Origin of the sequence: Flavobacterium chungbukense (assembly GCF_020805785.1) — a bacterium.
Taxonomy (GTDB): domain Bacteria; phylum Bacteroidota; class Bacteroidia; order Flavobacteriales; family Flavobacteriaceae; genus Flavobacterium; species Flavobacterium chungbukense.
In genome coordinates this window covers 755,468-771,213 of record NZ_JAJGZV010000003.1, presented here as the reverse complement: position 1 = coordinate 771,213, position 15,746 = coordinate 755,468, and the positions used below count along the sequence as shown (strand labels likewise).

The following is a 15,746-nucleotide window of genomic DNA, read 5'->3' as shown; positions in this document are numbered from 1 at the left end:
TTAATTATACGCAAATGTAAAATTTAATTTTGAATAAACAATTTATTTTGTGTAAAAATTACGCAAACTTTATTTCGAAGTGAAAACCTTCCTTAATTAACTCTCTGTATTTTAACTTATTAAACCTAAAAAGTTTAGCTGGACGCCCACTTTTTACGGGAGAAATATTATCTGTTTGTTCTAAAATATCAAAGCTGAATATTTTTTTTCGGAAATTACGGCGGTCAATTTCTTTTTCTAAAATGGTACAATAAAGGTTTTCAAGATCCGAAAACAAGAATTCTTCTGGTAGTAAATCGAAACCGATTGGCTCATAAGTTAATTTGGCTTTTAATCTTTCTATTCCTTTTTGTAAAATTAAATTATGATCAAAAGCTAGAGACGGAATTTCATCTATTTTGAACCATTGCACTCTTTCTGCATCTGTGCTAGCTTTAATTTCTAATGTAGAAGCATCTACTAACGCGTAATAGGCAACCGAAATAACTCGATTTCTAGAATCTCGCTGAATATCATCGCCAAACGTATATAATTGTTCCATAAAGGTCAATTGCACATTAGTTTCTTCGTGCAATTCACGAATAACAGCATCGCTCAAAGATTCGTCGTCTTTGACTAAACCGCCAGGCAAAGCCCAATATTTATCAGAAGAACCGAATTGCTGTTCAATCAATAACGCATACAAACCACTGCTTTTATATCCAAAAACAATTGCATCGACAGCAATTCTAATATTTTGTAATTTTTCCATAATCAAAAATCGTATCGAACAAATATAACGAATGAGGACCAACTTTGTAATCTATGCTTGTGCAATAAATTACAAAGTTGGTCCTCATTACTATTTTTTACTTGTGGTATTTTAGTTCACTGTTACACTTTTCTTTGGACTAACAGTACAGCTTCCTCCACCTTTTGAAAGTGTTACATCAGCTTTAACCTCAAATGTTCCCGCAGCGCTATACGTATGAGAAACTTCGCCAGTAGCGCTACTTACAGTTTGCGCAGGAGTTCCGTCGCCAAAAGTCCATTTTACAGAGGTTACAGTATTGCTTCCACTGTATTGAATGGAGTACTTAATAATCTTAGAATTTGTTCCGTCTGCCGAATGTTTTAATTCAGTTAAGATTGAATCACCAAAACAATCAACTATTGCAGCATCATCGCTTTTACTGCAAGAAAAGGACAAAAAAGCCATAATAACAATTCCAGAAATTCTTTTAATATTTTTCATAAATAATTGATTTAATATTAGTTATACACAAAAATAAATCTTTTTCTCACATAAAAAACAAAATGCAGGACTTTACTTATTACAATCTATTCCCAAAAAAGAGTTTTAATTCTTTAGCAATAATTTCGAAAAACGAATTGGTATTAGTGTTTTTGGATGTCAATAAATACACAAATTCTTCTGGAACATGAAAACTATTCCAAACCAGCTGCAATTTATTTTCTTTTATCAATTTTCTAGCATTACAATTCCAAGTTGCTGCAACACCTTCATTTTTAGCCAGAAGTCTAAGCATTTCAAATTCGGAAGGAATAATATAATTGGGCACCATCGAAGGTCTTTTTTTATTAAAAGCATGTAGCCAAAATACCTTTATGTGCGGAATACGCGCATCATGGCTGTACCATTTTTGACCATTAAGCCATTGCTCTATTTCTGTGTAATTGTCTGCTTTTAATCTTTGGCGAAATTCTGTTATATCTAGACTTGTTGGAGCGACCAATATCAATTTAATTTTTCCAACAATTTCGTAAGTAGTATCAAAAGTATCGAACCTTTTTGTTGTAATCGCAAAATCAAGTTTTTTAGCATCTACCAAGGCAAAAAGCTCCTCATTTTCTGCGAAAGTAAAATCGATTAAATCAAATTTAGAAATAAGAATATCGCCAACACAGTCAAAAAGATGTTTTGAAATTCCAACCGAAATTAATCGATTGGCATCTTCAGCTTTTGTTCTAAAGCTAGTTTCCACATTTTCAAGCCTTTCCAATGCGTCTATTATTAAATTATTTAGTAACTTAGCATATTCAGTCGGCTCAACTCCTTTCGACTTTCGGTTAAATAATTTATTTCCAACGTGTGCCTCAAGCATTGAAATTTGCTGACTAACCGCGGGCTGACTCATAAATAATTCCTTCGCAGCCACTGAAAAATTACCGTTTTTGTAAACTGCTTTAAAAGTTCTGTACCATTCTAGATTTACCATGATATAAATTTATTTATAACAAACATAGTTTATTTTATTTTTACTGATATCACATAAGCCGTAAATTTGTTGAAAATTTAATCTTATGAAGAAAATAACACTATTCGCAATAACTGCATTTACAGCCGTAAGCTTTTCAGCTGAGGCTCAAAAGTCTAATAAAAAAAGTATGAAAAAGGTCTTATTTGTTGTTACCAGCAATGATAAACTGGGCAATACAGGAGAAAAAACAGGATTTTGGTCAGAAGAACTTGCTGCACCTTATTATGAATTACTAGATCAAGGCGTTGAAATCACAATTGCCTCTCCGCTTGGAGGACAACCGCCAATTGATCCAAAAAGTGCCGATCCAGCTTCGGCAACAGAAGATACCAAACGTTTTGATGCTGATAAAGTATTACAGGAAAAATTAAAAAATACTTTAAAACTTTCGACGGTTGATCAAAAAGATTATGACGCAGTATTTTATCCAGGAGGTCATGGTCCGCTTTGGGATTTGGTTGAAGACAGGAGTTCAATTGCTTTAATTGAATCTTTTTATACTCATAACAAACCAGTTGCATTTGTTTGTCACGCTCCTGCCGTCTTGAAAAATGTAAAAGTAAATGGTCAATATTTGGTAAAAGGTAAAAAAATTACTGGTTTTACTAATGATGAGGAAGAAGCTGTTGGTTTAACAAAAGTAGTTCCGTTTTTATTGGAAGATTCTTTGGCATCAAACGGAGGAATTTTTTCTAAAGGACCAAACTGGCAACCGTATGCTGTTGAAGACGGACTTCTAATTACAGGACAAAACCCTGCATCTTCTAAATTGGTAGCTGGAAAATTGCTAAAGAAATTGAATTAAAAAGGCACTAAGGGACTGAGTTGCTAAGGTACTAAGGTTTTCTCTTTGTACTTAAAAACTCAATCTCTTATCCATTAATTAATAAAAAAATTAAATAACAACGATGCTAAGTTTACTAAATAAGTTCAAAAAAAAACTTAGAACGTCAGTCCCGAAGTTTCGGGATAGCATCTTAGAACCTTAAAAAAAATGCTAAACTTTGAATTATACAATCCGACGAATTTGATCTTCGGAAAAGGACAAATTGAAAAACTTCCGACTTTAGTTCCAAAAAATGCTAAAATATTGTTGGCTTATGGCGGTGGAAGTATTTTCAAAAACGGAATTTACGATCAGGTAATCCAAAATTTAAAAGGTTTTGAAATTGTAGAATTTGGTGGAATCGAACCGAATCCAAGATTCGAAACTTTGATGAAAGCTGTTGAAGTTATCAAAACAGAAAAAATCGATTTTATTCTAGCAGTTGGTGGTGGATCTGTAATTGACGGTGTTAAATTTATTTCTGGAGCTGTTAATTTTGAAGGAAATCCGATTGATATCCTTCAAAAAAGATTATTAATTAAAGAAAACGCTTTACCGTTCGGAACTATTTTAACACTTCCAGCAACAGGAAGCGAAATGAATTCTGGATATGTAGTAACGATTGAGGCAACTCAAGAAAAATTATCTTCTGGCGGAAGCGCTCTGTTTCCACAATTCTCAATTTGTGATCCAACAGTAATTGCTTCTTTACCCAAAAGACAACTTGAAAATGGTGTTGTAGATGCGTACACGCACGTTATGGAACAATATTTAACCTATCCAACCGATGCTTTTTTGCAAGACAGAATTGCAGAAGGAATTTTGCAGACTTTAATTCAAGTTGGTCCTGGAGTTGTACAAGATCCGACAAATTATACTTTGGCCTCTAATTTTATGTGGAGCTGTACCATGGCTTTGAACGGATTAATTCAGAAAGGTGTTCCTAGCGATTGGGCAACACACATGATTGGTCATGAATTAACTGCTCTATACGAAATTGATCATGCTAGAACTTTGGCTATTATTGGTCCAAGTTTGTATACTGTAATGTTCGAAACCAAAAAAGGAAAATTAGCGCAATACGGAAGACGTATTTTTAACTTAACCGGTTCTGATGACGAAGTTGCAAAAGAAGCAATTAACAAAACCGTTGAATTTTTCCATACAATGGGAATGGATACCAAACTTTCTCAATATACAAAAGACTATTCGAATACAGCAGATTTTATCGTAAATCGCTTTGATGAAAGAGGCTGGAAAGGTTTAGGAGAAAATCAATTAGTAACTTTAGATAAAGTAAAATCTATTGTGGAACTTAGTTATTAAAAGATAAATTCCAAATTTTTAAAATTCCAAATTCCAATCTTAGTATATTGGAATTTGGAATTTTTTTATTGGAATTTCATAAAAAAAGGCGTTCTTAATAAATTTAGGAACGCCTTTTTAAAATACTAAAACAAAACTAACTAACTCAATTCCTTCTAAATTCATTAAAACTCTAATTTATAAAGTGTTATAACGTAAGCGAAATGATTTTATTGTGAGCCATTGCAAAATATATTTTAAATCTCCAAAACTCTTGAAAGCCACTGTATTTTAAGGGTTTTTTCAAAATTCTTAAATGAGGTTTTGCTTTATTAGCACATTATTAAGTACTTTTGTTTTAAATTATTAAAATAATGAGCGAAAAATTAAAATTTGCAGTGATTGGTGGTGGAAGCTGGGCAACGGCAATTGCGAAAATGTTATGCGTTAATCTTTCAGAAATTGCTTGGTACATGCGTAATGATTCGGCAATCGAACATATTCAGAAATACAAACACAATCCAAACTATTTAAGTTCGGTTGAATTTGACACCAATAAACTCAAATTAACTAATAATATAAACGAAGCGATAGAATATGCAGATTACATCATTTTTGCGATTCCATCTGCTTTCTTAGATGCCGAATTAAAAAATATGACGGTTTCTTTAGCAGATAAAATTATTTTTTCTGCCATTAAGGGAATTGTTCCTGAAACTAGTTTAATTGTTGGCGAACATTTTCATATCGAATATGATATTCCATACTACAATATCGGAGTAATTACTGGTCCATGTCACGCAGAAGAAGTGGCATTAGAAAGACTTTCTTATCTAACTATTGCTTGCGGCGATCCAGATAAAGCAAAAATGGTGGCTAAAACACTTTCTGGAAATTATATTAAAGCAAAAATTTCAGACGATATTATCGGAACTGAATATGCTGCAATGCTAAAAAATATTTATTCTATCGCTGCCGGAATTGCTCATGGTTTAGGTTATGGCGATAACTTTCAATCCGTTTTGATGAGTAATGCGATTCGCGAAATGAAGAAATTCATTAGAAAAGTACATAAAATGAAGCGTAACATTAACGATTCGGCTTATTTGGGCGATTTATTAGTGACAGGATATTCTGTTTTCTCTAGAAATAGAATGTTCGGAAATATGATCGGAAAAGGCTACACCGTAAAAAGTGCCATGATGGAAATGAGTATGGTTGCAGAAGGTTATTATGCTACAAAAAGTGCTTATAAACTAAATCAAGGATACGGAGCTAAAACGCCAATTATCGACGCAGTTTATGCTGTTCTGTATGAAGGAAAAGATGCAAAATCTGTTTTCAGAAAGTTGACTGAATCTTTGGATTAAGTTTTTTTAGTAAAAAGAGACAAGAAGCAAGAAAAAAGACTTCTGTATTGAGATAAAAAAAGAGCCAAACTGAATTTCAGTTTTGGCTCTTTCTTCTTTATTATTTAAATCTAGGCTTTCCTCTTGCTTCTTTCCTCTTTAAAACTCTACTTCACCATAACCCCATCCACAAACAAAATCGGCACTTCTTCCGTTTTATTTTCGTCAAGCGAATTGGCTTTAAAAATAAACTTCTTATCGTATAAAGTATTTCCGATGAAGAAAGTTACCATAAACTCATTATTAAGCGGTAAAAGGCTTTTTTCGACCAATTCTATTTTCACAACAGAAACAGAAGGAACCTCAACAAATGCATGACGCAAGATTGAAGTCTTTTTCATTTCTCCATCAATAGTTCCAAATGCTTTTGAAACTACCATAACGCTATCTAGATTAAAATCACTGTCATTTACTAAATAAGCGTACCACACTTTTTCCATAAAATCGTCGCTCCATTCCTGCACTGCAGCAAGAAATACATTTTCGACTTCTGGAATTACTATATCTTTTTTCATAATCTTAGTAATTAGTAAAAAGTAAATAGTGATTAGAAAGAAAGCTTCTCACTAATCACTATTTACTAATAACTTTATTTTTAAATATTTGCTTTAAACTGCTCTAAGAAACGAACATCGTTTTCATAAAACATACGAATATCTCCAATTTGGTATAAAAGCATTGCAATACGTTCTACTCCCATTCCAAAAGCAAAACCATTATATTCATCAGGATTAATATCACAGTTTTTCAAAACGTTTGGATCTACCATTCCGCAACCTCCAATTTCTAACCAGCCTGTTCCTTTAGTGATACGGTAATCGGTTTCAGTTTTTAAACCCCAATAAATATCAATTTCGGCACTTGGTTCTGTAAATGGAAAATAAGATGGACGAAGACGAATCTTAGATTTTCCAAACATTTCTTTAGTGAAATAAAGCAAAGTCTGTTTTAAATCGGCGAAAGACACATCTTTGTCAATGTACAATCCTTCCACTTGATGGAAAATACAATGCGAACGAGATGAAATCGCTTCATTACGAAACACACGTCCTGGAGAAATCGTACGAATTGGCGGTTTATGATTTTCCATATAACGCACCTGAACTGATGATGTATGCGTACGCAACAAAACATCTGGATTGGTTTGAATGAAAAACGTATCCTGCATATCACGTGCCGGATGATATTCTGGCAAATTCAATGCTGTAAAATTATGCCAGTCATCTTCGATTTCTGGTCCTTCAGAAACGTTGAATCCGATATTGGCAAAAATATCTATAATCTGATTTTTAACGATAGAAATTGGATGACGAGAACCAATAATCACTGGTTCTGCCGCACGAGTTAGGTCTCCAAAAATTCCTTTTGACTCTTCTTTGCTTTCTAGTTCTTCCTGAATAACTCTAACTTTTTCTTCAGCAACCGCTTTTAAAGTATTGATTACTTGTCCAAAATCTTTTTTCTGGTCATTTGGAATATTTTTAAATTCAGTAAAAAGTTCTTTCAGCAAACCTTTACTTCCTAAATATTTAATACGGAATTGTTCTAACGATTCTTTATTTTTCTCATTAAAGGCTTTAGCTTCCTCTATATGTTGTTTTATCTTATCTATCATTTTCCTTCGATAATTGAGAGTACAAATTTAGTGTTTTTAGTTGAAAGTGTACGGTCACCGTCGCAGTTTTAGGTTTTCTGTAAATTATTTTATCAGATTTAACTTTTCTTCAACTTGTTTAACCTTTACATGCCAATAATCTAAACCTTCCTGATTGGTTACTATTTCTTTTTTGTAATTAGGAGAAATACTGCTTAATTTATGCCAGTTTTTATTTAAATCCCGTTCTCGTTCTTGTTTATTTGTTGGTTCAATTCTACTGCGCCAAAACCCCATATTTTCAAGATATCTTTTTTTTATCCCTTCAAAATACTCCACTAATTTTTCTTTTGAATTTGGAATATAGCCCGGCCCACTACAACCGCAGGAGTGAAACGTAATACCTACAGAAAATAAACTTTTAATATGTTCCCACTTTTTGACATCGTCTTTCTTAGGCGATTCAAAATCTAGTCCCATATTGGCCATAAATTCACCGCATTGCGGACATTTGGCTTCAAAAACCGATGTTTCTCCTTTTTTCACATCAACCATCAATCTTCTTTTAAAGGTCTTTCGACAATTAAAACAAGCATAATGAGGTTTATAAGATGTCATAGCGTATCTGCACATTTTTTTAGTGGTCTGTGGTCAGGTTTTTAGTGTTCAGTATTCCGTTTACAGCGCTGAACACTAGTCAACTGAATACTGAACACTTAAAAAAAAATCTATTCAATAAGTTTTCTTTCTAAAAAATAACTCACAATCGCTTCTTTCATTAAAACCGATTGTTCACCGGCTTTTAACGGCGGTAAATTTTCTTTTACTTTGTAATGAGGCCAGCCTTCATCGTCGAAATATTCGAATTCATAAAATCCGTATGGTTCTAGCAATCGACAGATTGCAATGTGCATTAAATTCAGTTTTTCGTCTTTTTTGTATTCGCGGTGCACTTTTCCGTATTCTTGAACTCCGATTAGGTAAATTATGGCATCCAAATCTAGATCTTCGCCTTGCGAAAATTGATTGGAAAGTATATCAACGAGCTTTTCCCATCGCTCTTTTAATTGTGTATCTCTAGACATTATATGATTTTAGATTGTTGCTTTAGATTTTAGATTGCTGAAAATCCAATTCTGAAGGGGGCAGAATCGCAATCTGAACTCTAAATTTTGATTTGCAAAGATACATAGTTCAATACATTACACCTAAAAATAAATACACAGAAAAAAGAAAGCCCTAAAAACCTTTGTCTCTTTGTCACTTTGAATCTCTGAACCTCAAAAAAAACATATCTTTGCGCCTCATTAAACATTAAACCAAACATGAGTTTTTTTGATATTATTGTTGCCGCGCTTTTGGCTTTTAGTTTATACAAAGGCATTAAAAATGGACTTTTTGTGGAAGTCGCTTCTTTTGTTTCGTTGTTATTAGGAATTTATCTTGCTATTAAATTTTCTTCGTTAATGACAGGAATAATTTCAAAACATGTTTCTTGGAACCCAACTAATATTCAGATTACGGCTTTTATATTGACTTTTATTTTAGTGGTGATTGGAGTTTATTTCCTTGCCAAAATATTAACCGGAATTGCAGATTTTGCCATGCTGGGATGGATGAATAAACTCGGAGGCGGATTTTTCAGAGTTTTAAAAACGATTCTTATTCTAAGTATTTTTATCGCTTTATTTGAGAAAATCAATTTCAATAATACTTTCGCTAAAGAGGAAACTTTAGATAGTTACATTTTTTATAATCCAGTAAAGAAAGTTGCTGCATTTGTATATCCGTCGATTGAAAAATGGTACTATACTTTTAAAAAAGAACATACTCAAAAAGATGAAGAAAAAGAAACTTCTGAATCTGAAAAAAAATAAATTCAAATATAAAAAAGCTTCGGAGAAGCGAAATATTTATAGAAAAAAAACAAGCGTTCAAGATATAAAAGAGCTCCAGCGGAGCGACATATTTAGATTTTAAATCATTTATATGTCGCTCCGCTGGAGCTCTTTTTGTTTTGATTATTAAATTTCTATAAATATTTCGCTTCTCCGAAGCTTTTCTAAAACTTGATTTCTATACTTTCTCCTTTTTTCAAAACAATTTCTTGTTTTTTATCGCCGAAAATCAAAGTTGTTTTTCCTCCATTTTTAGAGGAAATAATCACTTTTTCAGGTTTTTTATCATTCCACGTCATTTCAATTTCAAATCCCCCTCTTGCACATATTCCTTTTACAGAACCTTCTGACCAAGCGTCTGGTAAAGCAGGAAGTAATCGAATTTCATTTTCATTTGACTGAACCAGCATTTCAGCAACGGCTGCAGCTCCTCCAAAATTGCCATCAATTTGAAATGGCGGATGCGCGTCGAATAAATTTGGATATGTTCCTCCTCCTCTTCTTGGTTTATCTGTTTTCTTTCCGTCGGGATCAACGTAGCGAAGTAATTCTCGGAACATTTTATAAGCGCGGTTTCCGTCCCAAAGTCTTGCCCAAAGATTGATCCTCCATCCTTTTGACCAGCCAGTAGTTTCGTCGCCTTTTATTTCTAAAGTTTTCTTTGAAGCTTCCGCTAAATCATGCGTTTTTAAAGGCGTAATATGATCGCCAGGGAAAAGTCCGAATAACTGTGATTGATGTCTATGTTTCGGGTCTTTATCATCCCAATCAAAATACCATTCCTGCAGATTTCCTTTTTTACCAATTTGATACGGATACAATTTTGAAAGTGCTGTTTCCAGTTTTTTTCTGAAATCGGCATCAGTATTCAGCACTTTTGACGCTTTTATGGTTTTATCAAAACATTCGCGGATCATGGCCAAATCAGCAGTTCCGCCATAAAGTGTTGCACCTACAAAACCATCTGCCAATTTATATTGATTTTCTGGCGAAGTCGATGGCGATGTAATTAAATTCCCGTTTTTATCGGTAACCAACCAGCCCAAACAAAATTCAGACGCACCTTTCATTAATGGATAACCTTCTTTTTTTAAATAAGATAAATCTTGACTAAAAATATAATGTTCCCAAATATGAGTACTCAGCCAAGCGCCTGCCAACGGCCAGCAAGCCCACATTGGATCTTCTTTTCCAAACTGTCCAACCGGATTGGTCATTGCCCAGATATCTGAATTGTGCGCTGCCGCCCACCCTTTATCAACTCCGTAAAAAGTCTTTGCTGTAACTTTTCCGGTTACCGAAAGATTTTTAATAAAGCTCAAAAGTGACGAATGCATTTCGGAGAGATTGGTGTTTTCTGCGAGCCAATAATTTTCTTCCAGATTGATATTCATTGTATAATTACTGCTCCAAGGCGGATTTAAATGCGGATTCCAAAGTCCTTGTAAATTGGCCGGAACGCCCAAAGTTCTGGAAGAACTAATTAATAAATAACGTCCGTAATTGAAATAGAGAATTTCGAGATTTTTATCTTCTTTTCCGTCGGCGTAACGCAATAAACGTTCATCCGTTGGAAAATCTGGAGCGGTTGTTTTTCCTAAATCTAAATGGACACGATTGAAGAATTTTTGATAATCGGCAATGTGAGATTCTTTAAGTTTATCGAATGGTTTTGCGTAGGCATTGTTCAAATTTTGTAAAGCAATTGAAACATCGTCTAAACCTTCTGATGCTGGATTTTTATCAAAACCATTAAAACTTGTTGCAACAGAAACAAAAATAATCGCTTCGGTCGCATCTTTTAAAGTTAAGGTTTCTCTGGAACTCGTAATTTTTCCGTCTGTTTTTTTAATTTGTACTAAACCTGTAAATCGTGTTCCTCTATCTTTTAAATTCAGGTATTTTGGCACAACATTATATCCTGCGTTTTCATGAATTGGCGCAGAACCTTTAATTACCAAAATATTATTTCGCACTTCAACATTTGATTGTAAAAGGCTTTTTAGATTAATATCGAAATTTAAAGCTCCTTTTTGATCGGCAGTCAATTTGATAATCATAACCTTATCTGGAGCTGAAACGAAATATTCTCGTGTATATTTGATACCCGCCATTTCGTAACTTACTTTTGAAATAGCGTTTGAAATATCTAATTCTCTATGATAATTTACCGCTTTTCCTTTTTCGGAATTATTGATTTCTAATGTTCCTAAAGGCGCGTACGATTCGGAATTTTTCCCCTGAACTTTTTTATTGAGTTCTTCTGCCAGTTTGTAGTTTTCGTTTTGTAAAGCTTCACGAATTGCTGGAATGTTTTTGTATGCTTCTGGGTTCATATTGGCATTTACGGGTTCGCCCGACCAAAGCGTAATGTCATTCAAATAAATTTTGTCTGAATTGGAACCTCCAAAAACCGTCGCTCCCATTTTTCCGTTTCCTAAAACCAAGCTTTCTTCAAAGAATTCTGCGGGTTGTTTGTACCATAAAACATTTTTGGACTGCGCCGAAATGGTTGTATAGTAAGATGTGAGAAGTAAGAAGAGAAATGTTTTTTTTATGAGAGCTGAATTCATTTTGATGCCTTTTTTGTTACCGATCAAATGTTCCAATGGAACATAATTACAATGTTGATTTTTTATCAACGGATTGCATCCGTTGCTACCGACGAATTGTTCCTAACGGAACATTTTTAATTTATTTTACATCCAAACAAGTTTCGAAAACCGTTTAAATTACCTTTTACTTCACCATTTAAAAACTAGTTACTAAGGACTAATTACTATTCACTAAGAACTAAAACTATTTACTCACTTTATACTTCTCATTCGCCGTTAGCATTTCCCAATTATCGGTTCTAAATGGCGATGCGGGAAATTTTTCTTTATTGAAAAGATTAATTGCCGTATCATCGTCTGCCCAGCCGTAATGCACTGCTACAGGATTTTGAACTTTATCGCTTGAAACAATTATTTTGTTGTCTTTAATTATGGCTTTCGCGGAATGAAAAACTTTGTCAGCGCCTGCAATTTCAAAACCTTTTAATTCAACGTTATTTGGAGTTGATAATCCGCTTCCGATATTATCGAAAGTGAGGATAATTTGGTTTCCTTTTATTTCCTGAGATTTATAAGTCGGACCGCTGTAAACTTGTTTTTTGCCGTAAATATTGTTTAACGCTGTTGCTGCCAAACGCAAACCAATATCTTGTTTATTGGTTGGGTGAATGTCTTTTGCGTTACCAATATCTGTAGTAACGGCCATTCCTGTATTCTTTAGTTTAAGCGTTTCAGATTGTGCTTCGCGAAGTTCTGCCCAACGGCTTCCTTTTTGGCTGTTTCCTCCAAATTCGTCGAAAGTCGATAATTGAACGAAATAGAAAGGAAAGTCTCCTTGTTTGAATTTGGTTCTCCAATCGTTGATCATTAATGGAAATGACTTTTTGTATTCTGCCGCTCTCCAAACATTCGCTTCACCTTGATACCACAAAACGCCTTGCATCGCATATGGAACTAAAGGGTTAACCATGGCATTGTACAGTAATGATGGATAACTGTTTGGTGAAACTTCGATTCTTACTTTGATAACGTTGAATTTCCAAAGCCCTTCTAACGGTAAATTTGAATCTTTAAAATCAATTTTTAAATCGGCTGCATCACCGTAAATTCCGCCGCCGCCACTGTAATCTGTAATTCTCACTGCGATTACGTTTGTTCCTTCTTTTAAGACATTTGCAGGAATTTTATAAACTCTTTTAGCATCCCAAAAATTGTTAGTTCCAACTTCAACACCATTCACATAAGTTTTGTCTTCGTCATCGACTTTTGCTAAATGCAAAGTGGCTTCTTTTTTGGCTTGTTCTGCGGTTAAAATAATGGTTTTGCGCATCCAGACAATTCCGTCGATATTGCCAATTTGCTGGTTTTCCCAAAGTGAAGGCACTTTTATTTCTGGCCAGTTTTTATCTTGGAAGTTTGGGTTTTTAAATTGCTCTTCGTTTTCCATCGAAACATCAAAACCTTGTACTTTTTTCAAATTGTCTAAAACCGATTTTTTATAGGTTTCAAAAATAGCATTGATATCTACGGTTGGAACGTCGGCAATCATGGCTTTAAAATCGGAACTGTTTTCAAAAGCTTCACGGCTTGTCCAAGTTTCTACATTGGTTCCGCCCCAAGAAGTATTGATGATTCCGATTGGGATTTTTAGTTCTGAATATAGTTTTCTGGCAAAATAATAGCCAACTGCTGTAAAATTGCCTACATTTTCTTTGTTGGCCACTTCCCATTTTCCTTGTTTTAAATCGTCTTTTGGAGTGCCACTTAAATCTTGGGCAACACCAAAATGACGAATCATTGGGTAATCTGCGCTGCTGATTTCTTTTTCAGAATTCATCGTTTTGAAAACCTGAAATTCCATATTCGATTGTCCGCTGCAAATCCAAACTTCGCCAACCAAAACATTTTTGATGGTAATTTTATTTTTTCCGATGATAACCAATTCAAATGGTCCGCTTGCTTTTTCTGGACTTAAATTTACCGTCCATTTTCCGTTTTTATCGGCTTGCGTTTTCTTAATTTGTTTGTTGAAATGAACTTCTACACTTTCATTAGCATCCGCAAAACCCCAAACTGGAATTTCTTTGTTGCGTTGCAATACCATTCCGTCAGAGAATATTAAAGGCATTCTCACATTAGCATTAGCTAAAACACTAATAAATAGAAAAATAAACAATAAACTTTTTTTCATTTTTTCTAATTTAATTATTTTTAAACCATATAAGTGATATAAGTTATTTTAAGTTTTTATTCCGCATTGTGCTTAAATTTACTTATATCACTTATATGGTTTTAACCTTATTTTTTTACTTTAATCCATCTATTAAAGCGTTTAAAGCTTGTGTATCGAAGACGGTATTATTGGTTCTATTTATGATTCCGAAACCGTTGTTTCCTAGACTTCCTTCGTCCCAATAAAAAGGTAATAGTCCGTTTGCTTTTGCCGTTTTGACTACCGTTTTTAAATAATAGGCTCTTGAGTTTAAATGTAAAGTTAAAGCATCTCCCGTTAAAGTTGTTCTTCTTATTGCTCCAAATTCTCCCAATAAAACCGGAATTCCTTTGTCTACAAATTGGGTTTTCATCAATTTGAAATTCTTTTCTAAATCGGCCTCTTCTCCCCAAGTTGCATTTCGTTCTGTATCGGTTGTAGAATGAAATCCTGCTCCCCAATAATAGAACATTTTACCCCAAGTTTCGTCTTTGGTTAAACCAGCAAAATTCCAAGGAGAATAATAATGTACTTCGACCATCATTCTGCCTGTAACTTTATCTGTTGGCAATGTAGTCATTAATTTGTTTGTTTTTTCTATATCTGTTGTTGGTCCTTGAACTACTAAAACACGTGTTGCATTTTTTCCTCCTGTAGAACGCACGGCATCAATAAAAGTCTGGTGATAAGAAGTTAAAACGGCCATTTGAGCAGCATCTTCAACCGCTGGTTCGTTGGCGCTTGCAAAAAGTAAATGTTCATCGAAACCTCTTAAATGTGTTGCAATTTGTTCCCAGAATGCTTTTTGTTTCGCATTGTTTTCTACTTTTTTGGCTTCGGTAATATTGTTTTCCAGCCAGCCGCCGTCCCAGTGAATGTTTACTACAACATACATATCATTGTCTACACAATATTGTACTACTTCTTTCACTCGGTTCAACCAATCTACTTTGATTTTTGCTGTTGCAGCATTTTCAAGATTCTGATTCCAAGAACACGGAATTCTGATCGCATTAAATCCGTTTGCTTTTACCGCATCAATTAAAGCTTTTGTTACTTTTGGATTTCCCCAAGCAGTTTCGCCTCCAGTTGCTTCCAACGTATTTCCGATATTCCAGCCTAATTTAATTTTTGCTGCCAATTCAACTGCAGAACTTCCCATTCCGGAAGCATCGGCCGCAATTGGATTGGTATTGTAACTCGGATACAAACTTGTCGCTAAAGCCGCCGCTTGTGAAACTTTAATTTCGGAAGCATTTCCTTCAGTAGAAGTTAAAGTCAATACGGCATTTCGTACTGCAGTATTTGCGTTTTCTGAAGCAGTAATTTTAACAATTGTACTTCCAGAAGTTCCAACCGCTTGACTCAATTTTATCCAGCTTGCTGGATTGCTTAAAGTCCAATTTGTTGCATTCGAAGTAATGGTTATTTCAATTGTATTTTCCTTACTCTCAAAATCGATTTTATTTGTACTGGCAGCAAGCGTTTTTATACTTACTGGAGTTTCTTCTTTGTCTGAACTGCATGCTAAAACGCCTAAAAAAGCAAAACATAAAACGATAGACAAGAGGTAATCTTTGATTGTTTTTTTCATTTGGTTTGGTTTAAGTTAACTGTAAGTTTTTAAAATCAACGCCAGCTTTGAATGGCTGGCGTTGGTGGTTTGGTTATTTTATAGCAATAACA

14 protein-coding genes are annotated in these 15,746 nt (G+C 34.2%); 4 read left to right on the top strand and 10 right to left on the bottom strand.

The genetic code is table 11. The features are described 5' to 3' along the window. Nucleotides 1-58: 58 nt before the first annotated feature. The 3 genes from LL966_RS13580 to LL966_RS13570 form a co-directional block, all read right to left on the bottom strand. A complete protein-coding gene (locus LL966_RS13580) occupies nt 59-751 on the bottom strand; it encodes an NUDIX hydrolase (protein ID WP_229353961.1) in 693 nt (230 codons plus the stop codon). 111 nt (nt 752-862) lie between these two features. Next, nucleotides 863-1,234 (bottom strand): PKD domain-containing protein, encoded by a 372-nt coding sequence (locus LL966_RS13575; RefSeq protein ID WP_229353960.1) that lies wholly within the window; start codon nt 1,232-1,234, stop codon nt 863-865. Between the two features lie 79 nt (nt 1,235-1,313). Further along, nucleotides 1,314-2,219: a LysR family transcriptional regulator gene (locus tag LL966_RS13570; RefSeq protein WP_229353958.1), complete on the bottom strand. Its 906-nt coding sequence runs from the start codon at nt 2,217-2,219 to the stop codon at nt 1,314-1,316. Nucleotides 2,220-2,304: 85 nt separating this feature from the next. Here LL966_RS13570 and LL966_RS13565 point away from each other — a divergent pair, with 85 nt between their 5' ends. From LL966_RS13565 to LL966_RS13555, 3 genes are all read left to right on the top strand, one after another. Continuing rightward, entirely contained in the window at nt 2,305-3,066 is a 762-nt protein-coding gene (locus tag LL966_RS13565) for a type 1 glutamine amidotransferase domain-containing protein (protein ID WP_229353956.1), read from the top strand. Nucleotides 3,067-3,255: 189 nt separating this feature from the next. Beyond that, complete coding sequence (locus LL966_RS13560) at nt 3,256-4,413, top strand: iron-containing alcohol dehydrogenase (protein ID WP_229353954.1); 1,158 nt, start codon at nt 3,256-3,258, stop codon at nt 4,411-4,413. 353 nt (nt 4,414-4,766) lie between these two features. Next, entirely contained in the window at nt 4,767-5,762 is a 996-nt protein-coding gene (locus LL966_RS13555; RefSeq protein ID WP_229353952.1) for an NAD(P)H-dependent glycerol-3-phosphate dehydrogenase, read from the top strand. A 146-nt stretch (nt 5,763-5,908) separates the two neighbouring features. On the opposite strand, the gene LL966_RS13550 is transcribed toward LL966_RS13555, so the two are convergent. The 4 genes from LL966_RS13550 to LL966_RS13535 form a co-directional block, all read right to left on the bottom strand. After that, on the bottom strand, nt 5,909-6,316 hold the full coding sequence (locus LL966_RS13550; RefSeq protein ID WP_229353950.1) for a hypothetical protein: 408 nt from the start codon (nt 6,314-6,316) through the stop codon (nt 5,909-5,911). Between the two features lie 80 nt (nt 6,317-6,396). Beyond that, nucleotides 6,397-7,416 (bottom strand): phenylalanine--tRNA ligase subunit alpha, encoded by a 1,020-nt coding sequence (locus tag LL966_RS13545; RefSeq protein ID WP_198855280.1) that lies wholly within the window; start codon nt 7,414-7,416, stop codon nt 6,397-6,399. 84 nt (nt 7,417-7,500) lie between these two features. Further along, nucleotides 7,501-7,950, bottom strand: a complete 450-nt coding sequence (locus LL966_RS13540; protein ID WP_229354114.1) for a hypothetical protein — start codon at nt 7,948-7,950, stop codon at nt 7,501-7,503. Between the two features lie 173 nt (nt 7,951-8,123). Further along, nucleotides 8,124-8,480, bottom strand: a complete 357-nt coding sequence (locus LL966_RS13535) for a hypothetical protein (RefSeq protein WP_111377556.1) — start codon at nt 8,478-8,480, stop codon at nt 8,124-8,126. 240 nt (nt 8,481-8,720) lie between these two features. Between LL966_RS13535 and LL966_RS13530 the strand changes: the two genes are divergently transcribed. Beyond that, nucleotides 8,721-9,272: a CvpA family protein gene (locus LL966_RS13530; RefSeq protein ID WP_229353948.1), complete on the top strand. Its 552-nt coding sequence runs from the start codon at nt 8,721-8,723 to the stop codon at nt 9,270-9,272. 185 nt (nt 9,273-9,457) lie between these two features. On the opposite strand, the gene LL966_RS13525 is transcribed toward LL966_RS13530, so the two are convergent. The 3 genes from LL966_RS13525 to LL966_RS13515 form a co-directional block, all read right to left on the bottom strand. Then, nucleotides 9,458-11,866 carry a glycoside hydrolase family 95 protein gene (locus LL966_RS13525; RefSeq protein ID WP_229353946.1) on the bottom strand — a complete coding sequence of 803 codons (2,409 nt, stop codon included), beginning with the start codon at nt 11,864-11,866 and terminating at the stop codon, nt 9,458-9,460. Nucleotides 11,867-12,092: 226 nt separating this feature from the next. Further along, nucleotides 12,093-14,039 (bottom strand): sialate O-acetylesterase, encoded by a 1,947-nt coding sequence (locus LL966_RS13520; RefSeq protein WP_229353944.1) that lies wholly within the window; start codon nt 14,037-14,039, stop codon nt 12,093-12,095. Between the two features lie 115 nt (nt 14,040-14,154). Then, nucleotides 14,155-15,654, bottom strand: a complete 1,500-nt coding sequence (locus tag LL966_RS13515) for a cellulase family glycosylhydrolase (protein ID WP_229353942.1) — start codon at nt 15,652-15,654, stop codon at nt 14,155-14,157. Nucleotides 15,655-15,746: the final 92 nt, after the last annotated feature.

Bases quoted from the DNA above. Each gene is read 5' to 3' on its own strand.
- LL966_RS13580 (WP_229353961.1), bottom strand. From the start codon at position 751: ATGGAAAAATTACAAAATATTAGAATTGCTGTCGATGCAATTGTTTTT.
- LL966_RS13575 (WP_229353960.1), bottom strand. From the start codon at position 1,234: ATGAAAAATATTAAAAGAATTTCTGGAATTGTTATTATGGCTTTTTTG.
- LL966_RS13570 (WP_229353958.1), bottom strand. From the start codon at position 2,219: ATGGTAAATCTAGAATGGTACAGAACTTTTAAAGCAGTTTACAAAAAC.
- LL966_RS13565 (WP_229353956.1), top strand. From the start codon at position 2,305: ATGAAGAAAATAACACTATTCGCAATAACTGCATTTACAGCCGTAAGC.
- LL966_RS13560 (WP_229353954.1), top strand. From the start codon at position 3,256: ATGCTAAACTTTGAATTATACAATCCGACGAATTTGATCTTCGGAAAA.
- LL966_RS13555 (WP_229353952.1), top strand. From the start codon at position 4,767: ATGAGCGAAAAATTAAAATTTGCAGTGATTGGTGGTGGAAGCTGGGCA.
- LL966_RS13550 (WP_229353950.1), bottom strand. From the start codon at position 6,316: ATGAAAAAAGATATAGTAATTCCAGAAGTCGAAAATGTATTTCTTGCT.
- LL966_RS13545 (WP_198855280.1), bottom strand. From the start codon at position 7,416: ATGATAGATAAGATAAAACAACATATAGAGGAAGCTAAAGCCTTTAAT.
- LL966_RS13540 (WP_229354114.1), bottom strand. From the start codon at position 7,950: ATGGTTGATGTGAAAAAAGGAGAAACATCGGTTTTTGAAGCCAAATGT.
- LL966_RS13535 (WP_111377556.1), bottom strand. From the start codon at position 8,480: ATGTCTAGAGATACACAATTAAAAGAGCGATGGGAAAAGCTCGTTGAT.
- LL966_RS13530 (WP_229353948.1), top strand. From the start codon at position 8,721: ATGAGTTTTTTTGATATTATTGTTGCCGCGCTTTTGGCTTTTAGTTTA.
- LL966_RS13525 (WP_229353946.1), bottom strand. From the start codon at position 11,866: ATGAATTCAGCTCTCATAAAAAAAACATTTCTCTTCTTACTTCTCACA.
- LL966_RS13520 (WP_229353944.1), bottom strand. From the start codon at position 14,039: ATGAAAAAAAGTTTATTGTTTATTTTTCTATTTATTAGTGTTTTAGCT.
- LL966_RS13515 (WP_229353942.1), bottom strand. From the start codon at position 15,654: ATGAAAAAAACAATCAAAGATTACCTCTTGTCTATCGTTTTATGTTTT.